Raw genomic sequence first — 17,397 nt, 5'->3', positions numbered from 1 at the left:
CGACTCTTCTTCGCCCGGCGTATAAACGACCCGCTCTCGGCTCAGTCCTCCCCGCCCCACACGGTATGCTCACCGATACGAGCCATCGCCTCGCGTTCGCGCTCGCCGCCACAGGTCTCGACCACCTCGGCGAAGTAGTCGAGTCGCTCGCGGAGTTCGTCCGTGTCGTAGGCTTCGACATCGAGCCGTGAGGCCGCGACGGTGGCCTCGACGACCGCGCCGTAGCCCCGGTTGGTGGTCGGCACGATCCGATTCTCGATACCCATCTCGACCGGTGTAAGTTCCCACTCCCTCCATTCCGTGCCGCCCGACTCACCCTCTTCGACGTGTTCGACCGAAATCCGTGCCCACGCGTCCGCGGACGGATGCACGGGCGAGGAGCGCTCGTGAATCGAGAGCGCGCTCTCGACGAACACCAGCGGGTCGCACAGGAACTGGACGACACCCTCCCCCTCCTCGTGGAAGTTCCGCCGCGTACGCGTGCGTCCCCACGTCCGCGCCGTGACCGGCTCGCCGGCGTGGAGGCCGAGTGCCGCGAAGTTCCACTTTTCGTTCGGGCCGAGTGTCGCCACCACGGACTCGGTCACGCCGCGAAGTGCGACCGGCCACTCCGCTCCCTGCGAGTCGGTCATACGGCGAGTCCGTCTTCGAGCGCGATGAACAGTCCGGCAGCGACGAGGTCGGCGGTCGTCCCTGGATTCACCTCGGCGGCGACGAGTTCCTCGGCGAGTGCTGTGGGGTCGGCGTCGCCACGCAGCGCCGCCCGTGCGGCCTCGGTCACTTCGCGGGCGGTCGCCTCGTCGTGGCGCTTTGCGACGAAGGTGTCCGGTTCGCTCGCGAGCGCTTCGAGGAAGGCCCGTGCGGCGCGATCCGGCACCGACCCATCGCCGCTCGCGATGCGCTCGGCCATTTCGAAACTCCGCGAAAAGCGCGAGACCCACTCGCGGGCGACGCTATCGTGTTCGACGCTCGCGGCGAGGACGTCTTCGAGGGTCAACTCGCGCGCTTCGAGTTCCGGAATCGCGTCCGCGCCGCGGCGCACGTCGAGCGCTTCCATCCCATCCGGCGGGTCGCCGATGCCGACGTCGACGTGCTCGAAGGCGCGATAGAAGCCGGCGGCGTCGGCGACGGTCGTCTCCTCGACGACTTCGGCCGCGTGCTCGGACGTCAGTTCGCCAGTCGCGCTCGCCCGGACGAGCGGGACGAGGAGGAGCAGCGCGCCGAACTGCGTGTTGCCGCCGCGCTGGTCGGCCATTCCGTCGACCGCGCGCTCGAAGGATTCTCCGATGGGATCGCCCGCAGCGGCCATCCGGAGGCCCTCGCTCGCGCCGATTGCACCGGCCATGAAGTGTTCGAAGCGGAGGTCGGGATACTCGCGCGCGCGATCGACGTTGCCGGGTTTCGGTGTGGCCGTCACTTCGAGCAAGAGTGCCATCTGAGCGTTCTCTGCGGGGGTTCTCATCCGCCCGCCCCCGCAGCCGGTTCCGTCTCCGCCTCGAACCAGTCGTCGACCGCTTCGCGCACGCGCCGGAGGATCGCGGGCCGATCGCTCGGACGACCGACGCTCACCGCGTCCGCACCGTATTCGAGATACTTCCGGGCGGTGTCGCCGTCGCGCACGCCGTTGTTGGCGATGACGAACAGGTCAGTCGCGTCCGCGACGTCACGAATCACGGACTCGGAGTCCATTGCATCGACGTGGATGAGGTCCGCGCCAGCTTCCTCGACCCAGCGCGCGGTGTCAGGTAGCGAGACGCCGGGCACCTCCGCTCTGACCTTCACACTCACGGTTGCACCCGTGTCGGCGGCGGTCTCGACCTGCTCGCAGAGGCGGTGAGCATCCCGAAGAAGGGTCTCGCCACAGCCGACGGCGCACAGTTCGTCCTGTCGGCAGTGGGCGTTGAGTTCGATGATGGCGTCGTGCTCGCGACAGAGCTCGGCGATCTCTCTGATGGGGGCGCGCGATGCGCTACGGACGTTGAATCCGGGCCGAATGGGGGCGTCGTCGAGTGCGTCGAGTTCGCACTCGATGAACGCGAGGGGTTCGTCGGGGAGGAACTCCTCGCGGTCGCGCTCGACCAGTCGTCGGGCGGCCCGCCTCGATGGCTCGTCGATGGCGATGCCGCCGAGAAACGCCGCGCCGGCGTGTGTTTCGGCGTTCCGTGCCCACTGGGCGTCGGACTCGCCGCTCAAACTCGCCAGCGCGAGTCGGGAGTCGAACATCAGGTCGCCTCCGCGAGGGCGAGCGCATCGGCGACCGCCCGCATCACTCGGACCGAATCCTCGGTAGTGTCGATGCCGATATCGGTCGTGACCGTCGGGCGACCCAGTTCGGTGGGATCGCGCTCGTCGACGACGAACGCGTCGGCGAAGGGGTACGATGCGGCCATCCCCGCGGTGCTCGCTTCGGTGTCCGTCGCCTCCATGAGCTTCGCCGCCGGTCCCGAAAAGAGGTCGTCGCCGACGAACGGCGAGACGGCGACCACGGTAGTCTCGGCGAGCGCTGCGGGCACGCCATCGAGCGCGAGTAGCGGGCCAATGCTCGTCACGGGGTTCGATGGACCGATTATTACTGGGTCCGAAAGCGCGTTGAGCACCTCGGGGGTCGGGTCGGCGCGCTTTGCACCCCGGAACTCGACGTCCTCGACTGCTGGCTCGCCACCGTGGGCGACCCAGAACTCCTGGAAGTGCATCACCCCGTCGGGCGTGTGAATCATCGTCGCTACCGGATCGTCGCTCATCGGCAGCAGCGAGACATCGAGCGAGAAGGCGTCGGCGAGCCGGTTCGTGGTTGCGGTGAGCGTGTGCCCCTCAGAGAGGAGGCTCGTCCGCAGGAGGTGGACGGCTCTATCGCGGTCGCCAATAGTCATGAACTCGCCGACACCCGAAAAGCGTCGCCAACGCGCGAGGCCCATTCCTGTTTTCTGGCGCTCATCGGCGAGATACCGAGGGCCGGTCTCGAAGCCCGCCCGCTCGGAAAGTTCGCGGAGTTCATCGTGGGTAGAGGTACTATCGCCGTCGATGCCCCACCAGCGCTCGCGGTCGATGACGCCGCCGCGCTCGAACAGGACGGTGTCGAGATCCGGACAGATCAGCAGTCCGCCGAGTTCGACGTCGTCGCCGGTGTTTCCGACCACCGTGAGAGCAGCCGAATCGAAGACCTCCCTGGCCCCGGCCAGCAGTTTCGGCGTGCCGGTGCCCCCGGAGAGAAACGTCACCATACGCCGACTCCAGGACGGGCGGAGTAAACGCTTGTGCTCACCGCAGCCGAGGGAATCAGTTGGAAAACAAATCAGCGGCTGTTGGCGCGCTTGCGCTCGCACGCGAGCGCAAACATTGACGCGAGGGATGAGCACCGCAGTGAACGAAGTGAGCGAGGAGCGCGGTCGATTGGGGAGGTATGTGGGCTGTGTGGGGCGGTTGCGGCCACTCACTGTCGGCAGAAATCGTAGTGTAGACATCGAATCGATGACAGCGGAAAATCCATGCCGTGGGAACCACCAAACACGACCAGGGCCGAAGTTTTTCACCGAACACGTTGAACACAGAACCAATGAAGACGATCAAGGACAGCGTCCACGACCACATCGAGATCGCCGGCGTCGCGCAGGCCCTCCTCGACACCGCACCCGTCCAGCGCCTGCGCCACGTCCGCCAGCTCGGCACCGTCGATCTGGTCTATCCCTCGGCCAACCACACCCGGTTCGAGCACAGTCTGGGGGTCTATCACCTCGCCGACCGCGCGCTCTCGCAACTCGGCATCGAGGGGGTACAGGCTGAGCGCGTCCGCGCGGCTGCGATCCTCCACGACGTCGGGCACGGTCCGTACAGCCACAACCTCGAAGATCTCATTCACCGCAACACCGGCGACTACCACGACGATGTGGATGAACTCCTTTCGAGTGGTGAAGTCGCCGGTGTGCTCGAAACCCACGATCTCGACCCCGCACGCATCGCGGGCCTCGTCGCCGGCGAGGGCCGTCTCGGTCAGCTGGTCTCGGGTGAACTCGACGTCGATCGAATGGACTACCTGGTGCGCGACGCCCTCCACACGGGCGTCCCATATGGGACCATCGACCACGGACGACTAGTGCGCGAACTCCGCTTTCTCGACGGTGAACTCGTCCTCGCTGAGGGGAACGTCCAGACGGCTGAAGCGCTGCTGCTCGCGCGCTCGCTGATGAACCCCGTCGTCTACAATCACCCCGTCGCGCGCATCGGCAAGGCGATGCTCCGCCGGGCGACCGAGCGCCTGCTCGACGGCGACCTGAGTGGAACAGAACTCCGCCGGATGGACGACCACGACCTGCTGGTGACGCTGCGGAACGACGAGCGCACGGCGAGGGACGCCGAACGGCTCGGCCGGCGTGACCTCTACAAACGGGCGATCTGGGCCGAACTCCGCGACACGCCGGACGAACTCGTGGATGCCGACCACCAAGCCATCCGTGAGTACGAGCGCGAAATCGCCGACCGAGCCTCGGTCGCTGCCGAGAGCGTGATCCTCGACGTGCCGGCGCGCCCGCGCATGACCGAATCCTCCTCGCGGGTCATCGTGAGCGGCGAGATTCGACCCCTCGGGCGGCAATCGACGCTCGTCGAGGCGCTCAAAACTACTCAGCGCGACCAGTGGCGTTTTGGGGTTTACGCGCCGGCCGACGCCGCCGAACGGGTCGGTACGGCGGCCGTCTCGGTGCTCGGCCTCGATATCGACGGCGCGCTCGTCTCGGACGTCCGGCCCGGCGTCAATGCGACGCTCGACGAATTTCAAGAGGAATAATTCTCCTGAGAGGGGGAGAGATTCGAGATAGCTGCTCAAAAGTCGTGGACTGAGGGGGCATCGGCTGTCTTGACTACGGCGACTCCTGACTCCAGTGAGAGACCGCAAGCCACACCCTCCCCAGCCGATTCGCTCACTCGCTTCGCTCGTTCGCTCATCCCTCGCACGCCGGTCAGCGCTCGGTGCTCGCTGTCGCTCGCACACGAGCGCGAGCGCGTGCCGACAGCCTCGATGATGGGGAGGTGATGACAGTACGATTCAAGGCGACCGCCAACCGAGCGCGGGCATGGAAATCGAAGGGACGATACTCAGGGGCCACGAGTTCGAACCGATCGAGGGCCGAGTCGTCGTCGAGGACGGCGAAATCCAGGCCATCGAGGAGAGTGCGACCGATGCGGAGCGAATCGTCCTGCCGGCGTTCGTCAACGCCCACACCCACATCGGCGACTCGATCGCCAAGGAGGCCGGCGGCGGGCTGAGCCTCGACGAACTCGTCGCACCTCCCGATGGCCTGAAACACCGGCTGCTCAGGGCGGCGAGCCACGAGGAACTCGTCGCCGCGATGGAGCGCACAATCGAGTTCATGCGCGCGGGCGGCACGGGCGCGTTCTGCGAGTTCCGCGAGGGCGGCGTCGAGGGCGTGCGCGCCATCGAGGATGCGCTGGCCGGCGTGCCTGTCGAGGCGACGGTGCTCGGCCGCGAATCGATCGAAGCGATGGAGGTCAGCCAGGGATTCGGCGCGAGCGGCGCGCGCGACGCCGATTTCGAGCGCGAACGCGAGGCGACCCGCGAGGCAGCAAAATTATTTGGTATCCACGCCGGCGAGCGCGACGCGGCGGACATCGACGCGGCGTTCGCGCTCGACCCCGACTTTCTGGTTCACATGGTTTACGTCGAACCCCCTCACCTCGACCGGCTCGAATCGGAGGGCTGGCCGGTCGTCGTCTGTCCCCGGTCGAATCTCGTGACCGGCGTCGGTCTCCCACCGATCGCGGATCTCGCCGCCCACACCACGGTGGCGCTCGGGACCGACAACGCGATGCTCAACAGCGCCTCGATGTTCCGCGAGATGGAATTCACCGCGAAACTCACAGGGTTGTCGGCCCACGAGGTCTTACGGATGGCGACGATCAACGGTGCGGCACTCCTCGATACCGAGGTCGCTATCGAGACGGGCAACGCGGCACGACTGTGCGTACTCGACGGCGATTCGCACAACCTCGCTGGCGCGCGCGACCCCGTGCGGGCGGTGGTCCGTCGAGCCGGTGTGAGCGATGTCGAGCGGGTGGTACTCCCGTCGACGGGTAGTGACAACAGTTAACATCATCTGGCCCGAACCGTAGGTATGTACGAGCGCATTCTCGTGCCGACCGACGGCTCGCCGGAGGTCGATGCCGTCCTCGATCATGCCGCCAGCCTCGCGGCAACCCACGACGCCGACCTCCACGCGCTGTACGTCATCAACACGGCGGGGTATGCTGGATTGCCGGGTGACGGGGCCGTTGGCGGACTGAGCGCGATGATGAACGAACAGGGCGAGACGGCGCTCGACCGGGCCGCAGAGCGCGTCGGCGAGCGCCTCACCGAGCGCGTGCTGATCGAAGGGACGCCGAGCGAGGAGATCATCGACTACGCCGAGGAAGCCGACTGTGACCTCGTCGTGATGGGCACACATGGCCGCGGTGGCATCGACCGTCTTCTGTTAGGAAGCGTCGCCGAGCGCGTCGTCCGCACCTCGCCGGTTCCGGTGCTCACTGTGCGCGTCGGACGAACGCTCGACGACTGAACCGAGAGTGGCTAAACGGGGCGCAGGTGTTCACAGTCGCCGGCGTGGACACGAACGGGTCCGTCGCCGGTCTCGACGACCAGCGTACCCGGAAACTCGACCGCGCACGCCGTGCCGACGACCGTCCCGCCACCTGTCTCGACGCGGACCCGTCGACCCAGTGTGAGCGCGTGCTCGCGCCACGCCGCGAGCGCTTTTTCGGGATCAGTTCGAAGATCGTCGAACCGTTCGAGCAGGTGCTGGACGAACGTTCGGCGGTCGATTTCCTCGGTGTGGGCGCACAGGCCGGTCGCGCCGTCGGGCAGTCCCTTCGGGTCGACGTTGATGCCGATGCCGACGACGACCCACGCGACGCGATCGGCCTCGCCCTCCATCTCGGTGAGGATGCCCGCGAGCTTTTCACCCCCGACGAGCACGTCGTTGGGCCACTTGATACCCGCATCGACGCCGTGCTCGCGGGCGGTCTCGGCGACCGCGACCGCCGCCGCGAGCGTCAGGACGGGGGCGTGGGCCGGCGGGAGGTCCGGTCGGCAGAGGATGCTCAGCCAGATGCCGCCGGGCGGCGAGCGCCACGTGCGGTCGAGTCGGCCGCGGCCGCCGGTCTGTTCGTCCGCGAGGACCACGACATCCGTTTCGCCCTCGGCGGCGAGGTCGCGCGCACGGGCGTTCGTGCTCGGCAGGCTGTCGTGGTACTCGACGTCGAAGGGTGCGTCGAGACCGAACTCGATCGCCGGGCCGCCGTAGTCGGGAGTTTCGACCAGTCGGTAGCCATCGCCATCGCTTTCGATGGCGAATCCTGATTCACGAAGTGCCTCGACGTGTTTCCAGACCGCCGCGCGCGAGACGCCGAGTCGGGCCGCGAGCGCGGGTCCGGAGACCGGCCCGTCGGCGACGGCATCGAGTACCGCACGGCGCGTGTCGTCCATGAAGCGGCTACGGCCGTCGAGGGATAAATGGCTGTGCGATGGCGCTGGCCGCTTGGCGGCCCGCGGTCGCGGTGCGGTGGCGGTGTGCGGCGGTCCCTCGGTGGATGAAGGGCGAGCGAGCGAACGGAGTGAGCGAGTGAGGGCTTCTGCTGTGCTGTGCGGTTGCGGTGTGGTGCTGGGTAGTTGGCGAAGAGCGGTAGCATCCGCGCGAGTGAAACGAGCGCGGTTCACCGTGAACGAGGCGAAGCCGAGTGAGCGGGAGTTTTTAGTCCAGGTTTTTGCGAGGGGTTGAGCGCGCCTCCGGCGCGCGATTCCCCGAAGTAAAAACGTGGCGGTCGGCGCGCGAGGGCGGCGGAATCTGTTCGTCGGCGATGGGGGGTGTGGGGAGCACACAGTGTGCCGATTCGTCGTTGACGTGCCCGTATCGGTCGGGGGCGTTCGCCAGCGGATGAGCGGGGTTTTCGGCGCTGTCGATGCGTGCCACCCGACAGTCGGCGAACCCGTGCAGGCGGGCGCGGATCCCACGCCAGTGGTGGCGCGAGCGCTCGGGTATCGTGAGCGGGGCATCGGGTCGCCAACCCTCGTCGCTGGCAAGCAGTGTTCGGTTGGCGTTCGCCGCGAGCGCGTCGTGGTCGACGAGCACGCCGACGTGGGCGTCGCGCGGTGCTCTGGCGGCGAGCACGTCGAGTCCGAGATGGAGCGCGCGGTACTCGGCGACGTTGTTGTCGGGCGCGTGGTCGGGCAGGGCACGGCGGGCGACGCGCTCGCCGTCGCGGGTCTCGATGACGACTCCGAGACCGCCGCCCGCGGCGCGAAAGGAACCATCAGTAGCGACGTAGAACCCCCGATGGTGGGTCCGCGGCGGGTGGGCGATGTGCGGGGTGGGCGAGTCGTCGAAGAGGTCACGCAGCGCCGGCCGACCGTATGCGGCCATGCCATTCGTTGGCGCTGGCGTAACTTAAAATATACGCCGGCGCGCGCCGGGAGCGAAACGTTCAGGCGACCCCCGAACCGAGCCACGGCATGCGCTATTGGAATCTGCTGGCGTTTCTCGCGCTCGCGTTCGTCTGGGGCACCGCGTTCATGGCCATCAAGGCCGGCCTGAGCTTTTTTCCGCCCATCCTCTTCGCGGCCGTGCGCTTCGACCTCGCGGCGCTCCTCATGCTCGGGTATGCGATCTATGCGACCGACCGCTGGCGACCCCAGGGCACGAACGAGTGGCTGCTGGTCGCCGTCGGTGGCGTGTTCATCATCGCGGGCTATCACGCACTGTTGTTCATCGGCGAGCAGAACACCACCAGCGCTACCGCGGCGGTCATCGTCAGCCTCTCGCCCGTGCTGACGCCGGCGCTCGCCCGCGCGTTCCTCCCGAGCGAGCGTCTCTCGGCGGTCGGCGTCGTCGGCATCCTCCTCGGACTGGTTGGCGTCGCCGTTCTCACGCGCCCAACCCCCGAGAACCTGCTCGGCGGCGACCTCGTCCCGAAACTGTTCGTCTTTGCGGCGGCGGTCTCGTTCGCGCTCGGCAGCGTCGCCTCCGAGCGCATCTCGGCGGCCCTGCCCGCGCCGACGATGGAGGCGTGGTCGATGGTCCTCGGAGCCGTCGTGTTGCACGCCGCGACTGCGCTCTCGCCCGAATCGCTCGCCGATGCCGAAATCACTCTCTCCGGACTCGCGGCGCTCTTGTACCTCTCGGTCGCGTCGAGTGCGATCGGCTTTCTCATCTACTTCGATCTGCTCGACAGGTTGGGGCCGGTCGAAATCAACCTCGTCTCCTACGTCGCGCCCGTGTTCGCCGCACTCTCGGGCGCGCTGCTGTTGGGCGAGGTCGTCGACGCCCTCACTGTCGTCGGGTTCGTGATCATCTTCACGGGGTTCGTCCTCCTGAAGCGCCGCGCCATCGCCGCCGAACTCCCGAGGGTTCGCGCCGCCCTCTCCGGCGAATGAACACGAATTCGAAATCCCACGGATGGCGGAGGGCGGTGGCGCGCGGGAGCGTGCCGAAGGCACGTGACTCGTGCGAGGGATGAGCGAGTGAGTGAAACGAACGAGCGAATCGGTTGGGGAGGTATGTGAGCGGGGCGGTCTCTCGTTTGCGTCAGGAATCGCTGTGGTCAAAGCGACAGTTGGAACGGGTTCGATCGCGCCGTTCAATCGACCGAAAATCAAACCCTATCGTCAGGAATCGTCGAGCGCGGTACGGAGCGTGTCACGACGGTCGGGGTCGAGGTCGGTGGTGAGATCTCCCGTGAAGGGACTCTCGGCGAGCGTGGCGAACGCGCGCTCGGTCTTCTCACGGATGCGCTCGACGGACGCCTCGATCTCCTCGATGGAGCTGTCGCGCTCGTCGGCGATGGTCACCGGGTCGGTGCCCGCGGCGAGGGCGGCGGCGACCGCGCGCTCTTCGTGGCTGAGTATCGACGGTTCGTCACTCATATCGTGAGGTGAGTCGGCGTGGCCGATAAAACGTGCCGACTATCCGAGCACCGCAACGGCGACGCGATGGGGGCCGAACTCGCCGTCCAGCACGACCGACTCGACGATTGCGTCGGCGACGCGCTCGCGCCAGTCCGACACCGCGGCCGTGTGCCGCTCGTGGTGGCGCTCGACGGTGTATTCGATGTCGGAGTCTCGAAGCCGCTCTTCGGTCGCATCGGGCGTCGGATACGCGGGGACGTCTTTGACGAGTCGAGAGGGGGCGATGTGGATCGGTTCGGGGCTCGTGTCGTATTCGTCGGCGTGCTCGACGTGGATGCGGGCGCGCATCCGCCCGCTGAACGGCGGTGTCACACGGAGTACGGTCCCGGAGTCGCCCCGTCGGGTCGTTTCGAGGGCCGTCACCACGTCCTCGGCGTGGACGGCGAGTGAACGAACGGCGCGGTAGTCGCCGACCGGCATCCGCGGCGATTGGCGGCGGAGCCACTAAACGGTGCGGACGATGGGGGTGTTCGCGAGGTTCCGAACGCTTTTGTTCGCGCCATCTGTCCGGGCACACAGCATGCATCGACGGGACTACCTCGCGGGCGTCGGCGCAATGAGCACGACCGGATTCGCCCTTCTCGCGGGCTGTTCGGGCACCGACGGCGGAAGCGGAACGGACGGTGAAAGCGGTACCGACAGCGGTAGCGACGGTACCGGCGGTGGCGACAGTGCAGACACCGACGGCGAAGCGAGCACCGATGGTTCAGGAGCGACGGACGGCGAGGCGCTCGAAACCGGACAAGCGCCGCCCGACGAGACGGGGACGCCGTTCGAGGAGACGAAGACCGTTCCAGAGCAAGAGGGTCTCGAAACCGGGCAGGCACCGAACGCGACCGAAGACTGAACTACTGCTCGCCCTCGCGGGCGGCGTCGATGCGCTCGCGCTGGTCGTCCGAGAGGGAGATCTCGACCGCGCCGACGTTCTCGTCGAGTTGGTCGGTCGTGCGCGCGCCGACGATGGGGACGCAGGTGAACTGTTCGCGTTCGATGAGCCAGCGCAGCGCGACCTGTGCGGGGCTGGCATCGAGTTCGTCGGCGACCGCGCGGACGGTATCGAGCACGTCCCAGCCGCGTTCGGAGACGTAGTAGTCGTCGAAGAACTCGTCGAACGTTCCTCTGGAACCATCCGGTGACTCGACGTCGTGGACGTCCTCGCCAGCGCGTTCGTATTTTCCTGTGAGAAAGCCACCAGCCAGCGGCGAGTACGGACACACGGCAAGATTCTGATCGGCACAGACGTCGAGATACTCCTCGACGTCCTCGTAGTAGGCGGCGTGGAAGAGTGGCTGGGTGACGTCGAACCGTTCGAGGTTCTCGACATCTGACTGCCAAAGTGCCTTCGTGAGCTGCCAGCCGGCCATCGTCGAGGCTCCGAGGTAGTTGACCTTCCCCTTGCGCACGAGGTCGTTCAGGGTTCTGAGGGTCTCGCGGATGGGTGTGTCCTCGTCGAAGCGGTGGATGTAGTAGAGGTCGAGGTACTCAGTTCCAAGTCTGTCGAGCGTGCCCTCGATCTGATTGCGGATGTGTTTGCGGCCGAGTCCGCTCTCGTTCGGGCCGTCGCCGTAGTCGAAGTAGACTTTCGAGGCGAGGACGTAGTCGTCGCGGTCGCGGTCGTCGAGCCAGTTGCCGATGTACTCCTCGGCGGTGCCCGAAGGATCGCCGTAGACGTTCGCGGTGTCGATGAAGTTGATGCCGTGGTCGGCCACGCGGTCGAGGAGTTCGTGGGCCTCCTCCTCGTCGGTTTCGAGCACGTCGCCGGTGCGCTTGCCGAAGCGCCACGTGCCGAAACAAAGTTCAGAGACCGTCAGTCCTGTCGCGCCAAGAGTTCTGTATTCCACGTCAGTGGATGGACGGTCGGCGACAAAACCGTTCGGATGCGGGCTATTCCTCGGACAGCAGTTCGTCGATGTCCTCCTCGTCGAGCAGGTCGAGGAGGTGCTCGCCGTTTTCGTACTGGCGGAACTCCTCGTCGGTCATGCGCGCGCGGAGTTCCTCTTCGCTGACGGTCGCTTCGAGTTGCTCGTCGAGGTCCTCCGGGTCGTAACCGGGTACGGGCATACCCGGCGTTCGTCGTGGGGCGACATAAGTGCACGCCGATCGCGGCGCGTGGCGGCGGACCCGTGGTTTCATGGGTGACGGTGCTGGACGAATGGACGATGAGTCAGGCGACGCTTTCCGGACAATATCGCAACTCGAATCTCTTCTCGGGCTACTACCTCGACGAGCGCGTCTTCGGGCTGGACGAATGGGACTGCCATAAAGAAGCCGAACGCGCCTTCGAGGCGCTTCAGGACCTCTACGACGCCGAACGGGGAACCCTCGAAAGCTACGACGAGGACCCGCTCCGTCGCCACTGGATCGACGAAGTGCTCTCGATTCTGGGGTACGAATCGCTGCCGGAGACGCCGATCCTCGACGCGCGCGGCTCCATCGACCGGGCGCTGTACGACTCGGCCGACGACCGCCGCGGGGCCGCCGCGATGAAAGCCGACGGCGAGTACGCCGGAATCTATGGGCAATCGCTGTCGGTGCTCGAAGCCAAGCAGTGGGACGCCGACTTCACCGCGCGCTTCGGCGAACAGCGCTCCTATCGGGACGCTTCCCACCAGATCAAATACTACCTCGAACACACGCCCGAATCCGTCTCGTGGGGAATTTTGACCAACGGGCGAAAGTGGCGGCTCTACGGCACGAAGGACTACGAGACCGAAACCTACTACGAGGTCGATCTGCCCGAACTGCTCGAATCCGGAAGTGTCGAGGTGTTCAAATATTTCTACGTGTTCTTCCGGCCCGCCGCCTTTCGTGAATCTGGCGGGACGACGTTTCTCGATAGGGTGTGGTCCGAAAGCGAGACTGCCGCTCAGGAGTTGGGCGAGGACCTTCAGGACAACGTCTTTACTGCCCTTCGGGTGCTCGGCGAGGGGTTCGTCGAGACGAATAGTTTGGAAATCGACCCCGCCGAGGAGGAGCGCCTCGGCGATCTGAAGGAACACTCGCTGGTGTTGCTCTATCGGCTGATGTTCGTGCTCTATGCCGAATCCCGGGGTCTCATCGATCCCGACGACCCGCAGGCGGCGACGGAGTACGAGGAGAACTTCAGCCTCGACGCGCTCCGGCGTGAGGTCATCGACGAGGTGGGCGAGCGCGCCGACGAGGCGGACTTCGAGCGGGAGTTTTCCTCCCACTCGACCCGGCTGTGGGGACAACTCGAGGACCTCTTCGCGCTCGTGGATTCGGGCAACGACGATCTGGGGATTCCGGCGTACAATGGCGGGTTGTGATCAGACGGTTAAAGCAACCTTATACACAAAATCCGACGGTCCAAATTAGCTAATTCGCCCGTATTCCTTTGTCAATCTCCACGTACCTATCGTTTTCTATTCTATGGGTGTAATCTCAGAGAGCGAATCGCCCTCGATTTCATGATTTGAATACCACCACATCGAATGGTAATTTACTATGACTTTCACGGCGAGTCCGTCAGAACTGAAGGTTTCGTTGGTGGTTGGATCAAACAATCGGACGCTACCCGACCCATTGCCTACCAGCACCGCCAACAAACTCGCTTTCGTGGTCTATTATGAATGTATATTTCACTCGCAATAAAACCTACTACTAATGTTGATGAATTGCAATCTGAAAAACACTCAATACTCCGGCCACAACATTTTCGTACTTCGACCCCCACTATAAAATCCCGGTTACAATCACCAACCACCGTGACCGGGGAAGCGTGGGGGTTGAGCGTCATGTCTGTCAGTTCCCCACGTTTTCGATTTAGAGGCTGAAACCAATACCAGAATCAGCAACGGTCAATCGGCCACAACCTTTTCGCACTTCGCCGCCCTCAATTGAGTCCCCCCGGTACTACTGCTACCCAGTCCAACCGGGGGAACGTGGGTAAAGCGTTGCCTGTTCGCTTGTCCCGCCCACGTTTTCAGAGAACTATGCTCAAAACTCAGTCATCGGACTCGGCCATAATCTTTTGGTACTTCGACATCATTGGTTGAGTCCCGGTCTCGCTACTGACATCGTTCGGCCGGGAGAACGTGGGACTACCCATGTCCATTCACGTCCCCCACGTTTTCAGAAAACTACATCCGAAACTCAGTCGTTGGCCACTCCCGCTCGAAGGTAGCTCTGTCGCTAAATCTAAACCTTCAATGACACGGCCAGAACTCTTTTTGACACGGTATCTGTGGGTTAAATCCCGGTACACCCGCTTCAACTACCGGGGAACGTGGTGATAGCGTTCACTACTCCACGTTTTCTAAGGCACTACTCTCTGTCTTAGCTGTGCGTTGATCGGCCACAAGGACTTCGTATTTCGGGATTTTACACTGAATCCCCGGTTGCTACCCAGAGCATGGTATCACAGACCGGGGGAGAACGTGGGACCGACAGCTAATTGGAACTCATTCCCCACGTTTTCAGAGCGAACGAATACCCAAACACTCAGCATCCAGCCACAAGCTATTTCTTGTCTATGATCCAATGATTAACTCCCCGGTTACAGCCATCAACCACCGATTGACCGGGGAGGGCGTAGGCTGTCGGTACTCACTACCCTACGTTCTCAGAGAAATATGTCAGAAGCTCAGTCGTCGGACTCGCCCGCTCGAAGGTAGCTCTCTGTGCCGATACCCAGAACGAACCTCACGAAGAGCGCGGAGAGGAGTCTAATCATTGTTCTCGGAAGGTGGTTCCTTGTATAGCTCTATGTCACTTGCCGGAACACCGATAATCCCCCCGTCTCTCATGGCGTCCCCAGCGGCTTCTTCAACACTCATCCCATCATCGACAAGTTGACGGAAGAGACCATAGACTGTTAGCATCCCTTCACCCTCTTCGCCTATTAGCTTGTTTTGAGTTACTTCTACGACCGGAATCTCAGTCTTATCGCCCGGAATGTTCTCTGTCTCAAAAGTCCACTTTCCGCCGGGTTCCGTACCATGAGCCTTACACCACTCGCCGTATGTCTGTTCGGGAGTTCCGACAATCAGGAATGCGTTAGCACCGTGGTCGTGGGTAGTATCGTGGATAGCCAGCCTCTCATCAACAACTCCCCCAATAGGAAAGTCTGCCGGCGGCTCTTCGAGAGACGCGAAGTATGCTCTCCATTCATCGTTCAATTCGTACAGTCCATTCCCGATATTCGTGACGACGCCATGCTCTCGAAGTCGCTTCATCCGATCTTGCACGTACTGTCGGGTGAGTCCCAAATCCTTAGCGAGATTTGAGGGGAGGTTTCGTCCTTTCTGTAGCTCTTCGGCGATCCGCCTATCCGTCTTGTTGGTTGCTAATTCCGTCATAGCAAGCTCTCTATGTCATGCTTCTTTAAAACCATTACGACAGTAACCTTGCGGTGAAACCCTTGCGATAGTAGGAAGACTTATGCTGACGGCCCTCTGAGTGTGAAGTAGGCACTGGGAAAGGACTGTTCTCGAAAGGAACGGTTCGGGGTGCGATAACACCCCAAACCAGTGCTGCCCGGAAAGACAGCAAATGACCCACAACACCCCGGTGGATGAAACCGTTACGGTCGATGAACAGCGCGCCCGATGGGAGGGAGAGAACTACGGTATGACTATCTGTGCAAACGGATACGTCAATGTCGAGAACAAGAACTACAACGAACCCGGCCACGTCTACTCTGTCCGTGTCGAGAACAGCGAAGCAACTGGATGCTCATGCCCGCACGCTACCCGTCGAGGCGCTCACTGCAAACATCAAGTCGCCGTCGAGAATAGACCCATCATCCTATCCTCTGCCTCTGCTCTCTCGAAGGCACAGGTGGCTACTGACGGCGGACACAACATTGACGACCGATTCAGACTCCCGGAAGACCCCAAACACGTCTCTGAGGACGATGTAGGAGTCGTGGATCTCTCACCCTGTCCGGCGTGTAGTAAGCTCACTCCCGATGAGTTCTGTTCGACTGAGTGTGAGCGAAGGGGGGAGACAGACGAGACACCGCTGTAATTGAGAGACATAGTGAGTTATTACCATTCGAAACGTAAGGACGCTAACCAAATGAGTACACGGTCAGAACTACAACAGTCAGAATCGAACGCGATGGGTACGGTCTCGAATATCTACTACCTTATTCATGATGCTGTTCGGGGTAGTGGGTGCGAAGAAACTACAGACATCCGGTTCATCTACGGCGATGGGACAGTCACCGCCCAACTCGAAACTAATTGGTTTGGCTTCGGCGAAGGGCGATGCTCTGCTGGTAATCGAGCGTGTGCCTTAGTGAGAGCGATTGAACAGCACAACCACGATGAAGCCATCTTTCACTGTAGCTGTGAGGGAGAACAGAGACACTCAGACTACATAGGCCAATCGTTCGATGACATCCTGAATCTGGCTGAGTGCGTACTACAGAGTTGCTACGATGAGAAGGTAGATCCATACCTGTAGCTGGTAGTGCTGTTATTGGTAGTAGTTGATGGTGCTGTAATTGGTAGTGCTGGTAATGATATGCTGTTGATGGCTGGTTGTTACACCCAAAGAAGAGGAGAATTGTATAGGAGAAAAGAAGTAGAAATGAATTGAGGTTAAAGTGGTGAATTGTAAAGAGAGATTGCTTGTAAGCGGTGTTTGGGATTTGGATTACGATTGATGATTGATGTGATTGGGCCAGAGGATAGTGGCGAACGATGGACTCGCGTCAATCAGATAGGCTTACTCGACAAGTCCCACGTCGTCTTTCCCCCTCCCCCTCCCCCTCTTCGGCGAGCAGTGAAGCAAAGGGCGCTCATATACGGGCAGATGGGCCAGAGTCCGTGAGTCAATATTATACTCAGCATTCCCGATTTTTAGATCCTCCCTCGAAATTCCAATCTGAAAAATTATACAAGAATCCAATATACCAGAAAAATCGTTCTTGAAACGAAGAATCGCAAAAGCTACTATCGAATACTGGTATCTGGGTGGTGGGGAAAGCACCGATGGCATACGAAAAAGAAGCAGCCAGATGTGTCGAGTGTGAGAGCGTCACGACAGCGAAGGTGGATGGCGATGAGGATCAATTCTTGATGGGAGTAACCGAATGCCCGGACTGTGGATGCGAGGACTTCGATATACTCGAAATGGACGAATCCGAGGATCAGCCGGAAGCGGCCGACGACTAAGAACAGAACACGTCTCACAACCTCGTATACGGCCTGAGATTAGCCGTAGAGCGCTCTTGATTGGAATTGTGTAGTCTACCACCTATCACCCTCGAAACGTCGTGAGAAGGCACACAGGACTTCGAGGAATAATTGAAGAATATAGGAGAGCCACGTTTTTACTGAGCGATAGCAAATATAACGGTCCATAATTTATTGCCAAATTCGACTCTCATATAGCGATTGCCAAAACAGTTTCATCGGGGATTCTTCTTTATCTGAATCTGATACATCGAGCGTTGCCACAAT

18 protein-coding genes and 1 pseudogene are annotated in these 17,397 nt (G+C 62.5%); 8 read left to right on the top strand and 11 right to left on the bottom strand.

What is annotated here, in order from left to right; all coding sequences use genetic code 11:
• Window positions 1-41: 41 nt before the first annotated feature.
• The 4 genes from ACP97_RS03435 to cofD are packed head-to-tail and all read right to left on the bottom strand — an operon-like array spanning window position 42 to window position 3,221.
• Window positions 42-632: a DUF447 domain-containing protein gene (locus ACP97_RS03435; protein ID WP_049996447.1), complete on the bottom strand. Its 591-nt coding sequence runs from the start codon at window positions 630-632 to the stop codon at window positions 42-44.
• Window positions 629-1,462 (bottom strand): triphosphoribosyl-dephospho-CoA synthase, encoded by an 834-nt coding sequence (locus ACP97_RS03430; RefSeq protein ID WP_049996446.1) that lies wholly within the window; start codon window positions 1,460-1,462, stop codon window positions 629-631. Before ACP97_RS03430 ends, ACP97_RS03435 begins: the two co-directional genes overlap by 4 nt.
• Entirely contained in the window at window positions 1,459-2,223 is a 765-nt protein-coding gene (locus ACP97_RS03425) for a tRNA-dihydrouridine synthase (RefSeq protein WP_049996445.1), read from the bottom strand. Before ACP97_RS03425 ends, ACP97_RS03430 begins: the two co-directional genes overlap by 4 nt.
• Window positions 2,223-3,221: a 2-phospho-L-lactate transferase gene (gene cofD, locus ACP97_RS03420; protein WP_049996444.1), complete on the bottom strand. Its 999-nt coding sequence runs from the start codon at window positions 3,219-3,221 to the stop codon at window positions 2,223-2,225. The genes ACP97_RS03425 and cofD overlap by 1 nt, the downstream gene beginning before the upstream one ends.
• A 332-nt stretch (window positions 3,222-3,553) precedes the next feature.
• Between cofD and ACP97_RS03415 the strand changes: the two genes are divergently transcribed.
• From ACP97_RS03415 to ACP97_RS03405, 3 genes are all read left to right on the top strand, one after another.
• Window positions 3,554-4,780, top strand: a complete 1,227-nt coding sequence (locus tag ACP97_RS03415) for an HD domain-containing protein (protein ID WP_049996443.1) — start codon at window positions 3,554-3,556, stop codon at window positions 4,778-4,780.
• A gap of 286 nt (window positions 4,781-5,066) precedes the next feature.
• Window positions 5,067-6,101 (top strand): amidohydrolase family protein, encoded by a 1,035-nt coding sequence (locus ACP97_RS03410; protein ID WP_049996442.1) that lies wholly within the window; start codon window positions 5,067-5,069, stop codon window positions 6,099-6,101.
• Between the two features lie 24 nt (window positions 6,102-6,125).
• Window positions 6,126-6,566: a universal stress protein gene (locus tag ACP97_RS03405; RefSeq protein WP_049996441.1), complete on the top strand. Its 441-nt coding sequence runs from the start codon at window positions 6,126-6,128 to the stop codon at window positions 6,564-6,566.
• 11 nt (window positions 6,567-6,577) lie between these two features.
• On the opposite strand, the gene ACP97_RS03400 is transcribed toward ACP97_RS03405, so the two are convergent.
• Both ACP97_RS03400 and ACP97_RS03395 read right to left on the bottom strand, forming a co-directional pair.
• Window positions 6,578-7,492 carry a biotin--[acetyl-CoA-carboxylase] ligase gene (locus tag ACP97_RS03400; RefSeq protein WP_049996440.1) on the bottom strand — a complete coding sequence of 305 codons (915 nt, stop codon included), beginning with the start codon at window positions 7,490-7,492 and terminating at the stop codon, window positions 6,578-6,580.
• Window positions 7,493-7,757: 265 nt separating this feature from the next.
• A complete protein-coding gene (locus ACP97_RS03395; RefSeq protein ID WP_049996439.1) occupies window positions 7,758-8,426 on the bottom strand; it encodes a ribonuclease H family protein in 669 nt (222 codons plus the stop codon).
• Between the two features lie 89 nt (window positions 8,427-8,515).
• Between ACP97_RS03395 and ACP97_RS03390 the strand changes: the two genes are divergently transcribed.
• Window positions 8,516-9,436, top strand: a complete 921-nt coding sequence (locus ACP97_RS03390; RefSeq protein WP_049996438.1) for a DMT family transporter — start codon at window positions 8,516-8,518, stop codon at window positions 9,434-9,436.
• A 231-nt stretch (window positions 9,437-9,667) separates the two neighbouring features.
• Here the strand turns inward: ACP97_RS03390 and ACP97_RS03385 are convergent, their stop codons facing one another.
• The gene (locus tag ACP97_RS03385) at window positions 9,668-9,925 is read right to left on the bottom strand and encodes a hypothetical protein (RefSeq protein WP_049996437.1); all 258 of its coding nucleotides are present in this window, start codon (window positions 9,923-9,925) and stop codon (window positions 9,668-9,670) included.
• Window positions 9,926-9,964: 39 nt separating this feature from the next.
• Window positions 9,965-10,387, bottom strand: a complete 423-nt coding sequence (locus ACP97_RS03380; RefSeq protein ID WP_049996436.1) for a hypothetical protein — start codon at window positions 10,385-10,387, stop codon at window positions 9,965-9,967.
• Window positions 10,388-10,487: 100 nt separating this feature from the next.
• Here ACP97_RS03380 and ACP97_RS03375 point away from each other — a divergent pair, with 100 nt between their 5' ends.
• On the top strand, window positions 10,488-10,814 hold the full coding sequence (locus ACP97_RS03375; RefSeq protein WP_049996435.1) for a hypothetical protein: 327 nt from the start codon (window positions 10,488-10,490) through the stop codon (window positions 10,812-10,814).
• A 1-nt stretch (window position 10,815) separates the two neighbouring features.
• On the opposite strand, the gene ACP97_RS03370 is transcribed toward ACP97_RS03375, so the two are convergent.
• Together ACP97_RS03370 and ACP97_RS20305 are read right to left on the bottom strand one after the other, a co-directional pair.
• Window positions 10,816-11,808: an aldo/keto reductase gene (locus ACP97_RS03370; RefSeq protein WP_049996434.1), complete on the bottom strand. Its 993-nt coding sequence runs from the start codon at window positions 11,806-11,808 to the stop codon at window positions 10,816-10,818.
• Window positions 11,809-11,851: 43 nt separating this feature from the next.
• Window positions 11,852-12,028 (bottom strand): hypothetical protein, encoded by a 177-nt coding sequence (locus tag ACP97_RS20305; RefSeq protein ID WP_202593547.1) that lies wholly within the window; start codon window positions 12,026-12,028, stop codon window positions 11,852-11,854.
• Between the two features lie 98 nt (window positions 12,029-12,126).
• Between ACP97_RS20305 and ACP97_RS03365 the strand changes: the two are divergent.
• Window positions 12,127-13,251: pseudogene (locus ACP97_RS03365) on the top strand (Eco57I restriction-modification methylase domain-containing protein); the annotation flags it as partial.
• 1,401 nt (window positions 13,252-14,652) lie between these two features.
• On the opposite strand, the gene ACP97_RS03360 reads toward ACP97_RS03365, so the two are convergent.
• Window positions 14,653-15,285 (bottom strand): winged helix-turn-helix transcriptional regulator, encoded by a 633-nt coding sequence (locus ACP97_RS03360; RefSeq protein ID WP_049996432.1) that lies wholly within the window; start codon window positions 15,283-15,285, stop codon window positions 14,653-14,655.
• 193 nt (window positions 15,286-15,478) lie between these two features.
• On the opposite strand from ACP97_RS03360, the gene ACP97_RS20300 reads away from it, so the two are divergent.
• Both ACP97_RS20300 and ACP97_RS03350 read left to right on the top strand, forming a co-directional pair.
• The gene (locus tag ACP97_RS20300) at window positions 15,479-15,955 is read left to right on the top strand and encodes a hypothetical protein (RefSeq protein WP_202593546.1); all 477 of its coding nucleotides are present in this window, start codon (window positions 15,479-15,481) and stop codon (window positions 15,953-15,955) included.
• A gap of 971 nt (window positions 15,956-16,926) precedes the next feature.
• Window positions 16,927-17,109: a hypothetical protein gene (locus ACP97_RS03350; RefSeq protein WP_049996430.1), complete on the top strand. Its 183-nt coding sequence runs from the start codon at window positions 16,927-16,929 to the stop codon at window positions 17,107-17,109.
• The last annotated feature ends 288 nt before the right edge of the window (window positions 17,110-17,397 follow it).

It is taken from the genome of Halococcus sediminicola, from assembly GCF_000755245.1.
In the GTDB taxonomy this organism is placed as follows: Archaea; Halobacteriota; Halobacteria; order Halobacteriales; family Halococcaceae; genus Halococcus; species Halococcus sediminicola.
Note: the sequence above shows the minus strand (reverse complement) of the source record. Positions and strands in the feature narration are given on the sequence as shown.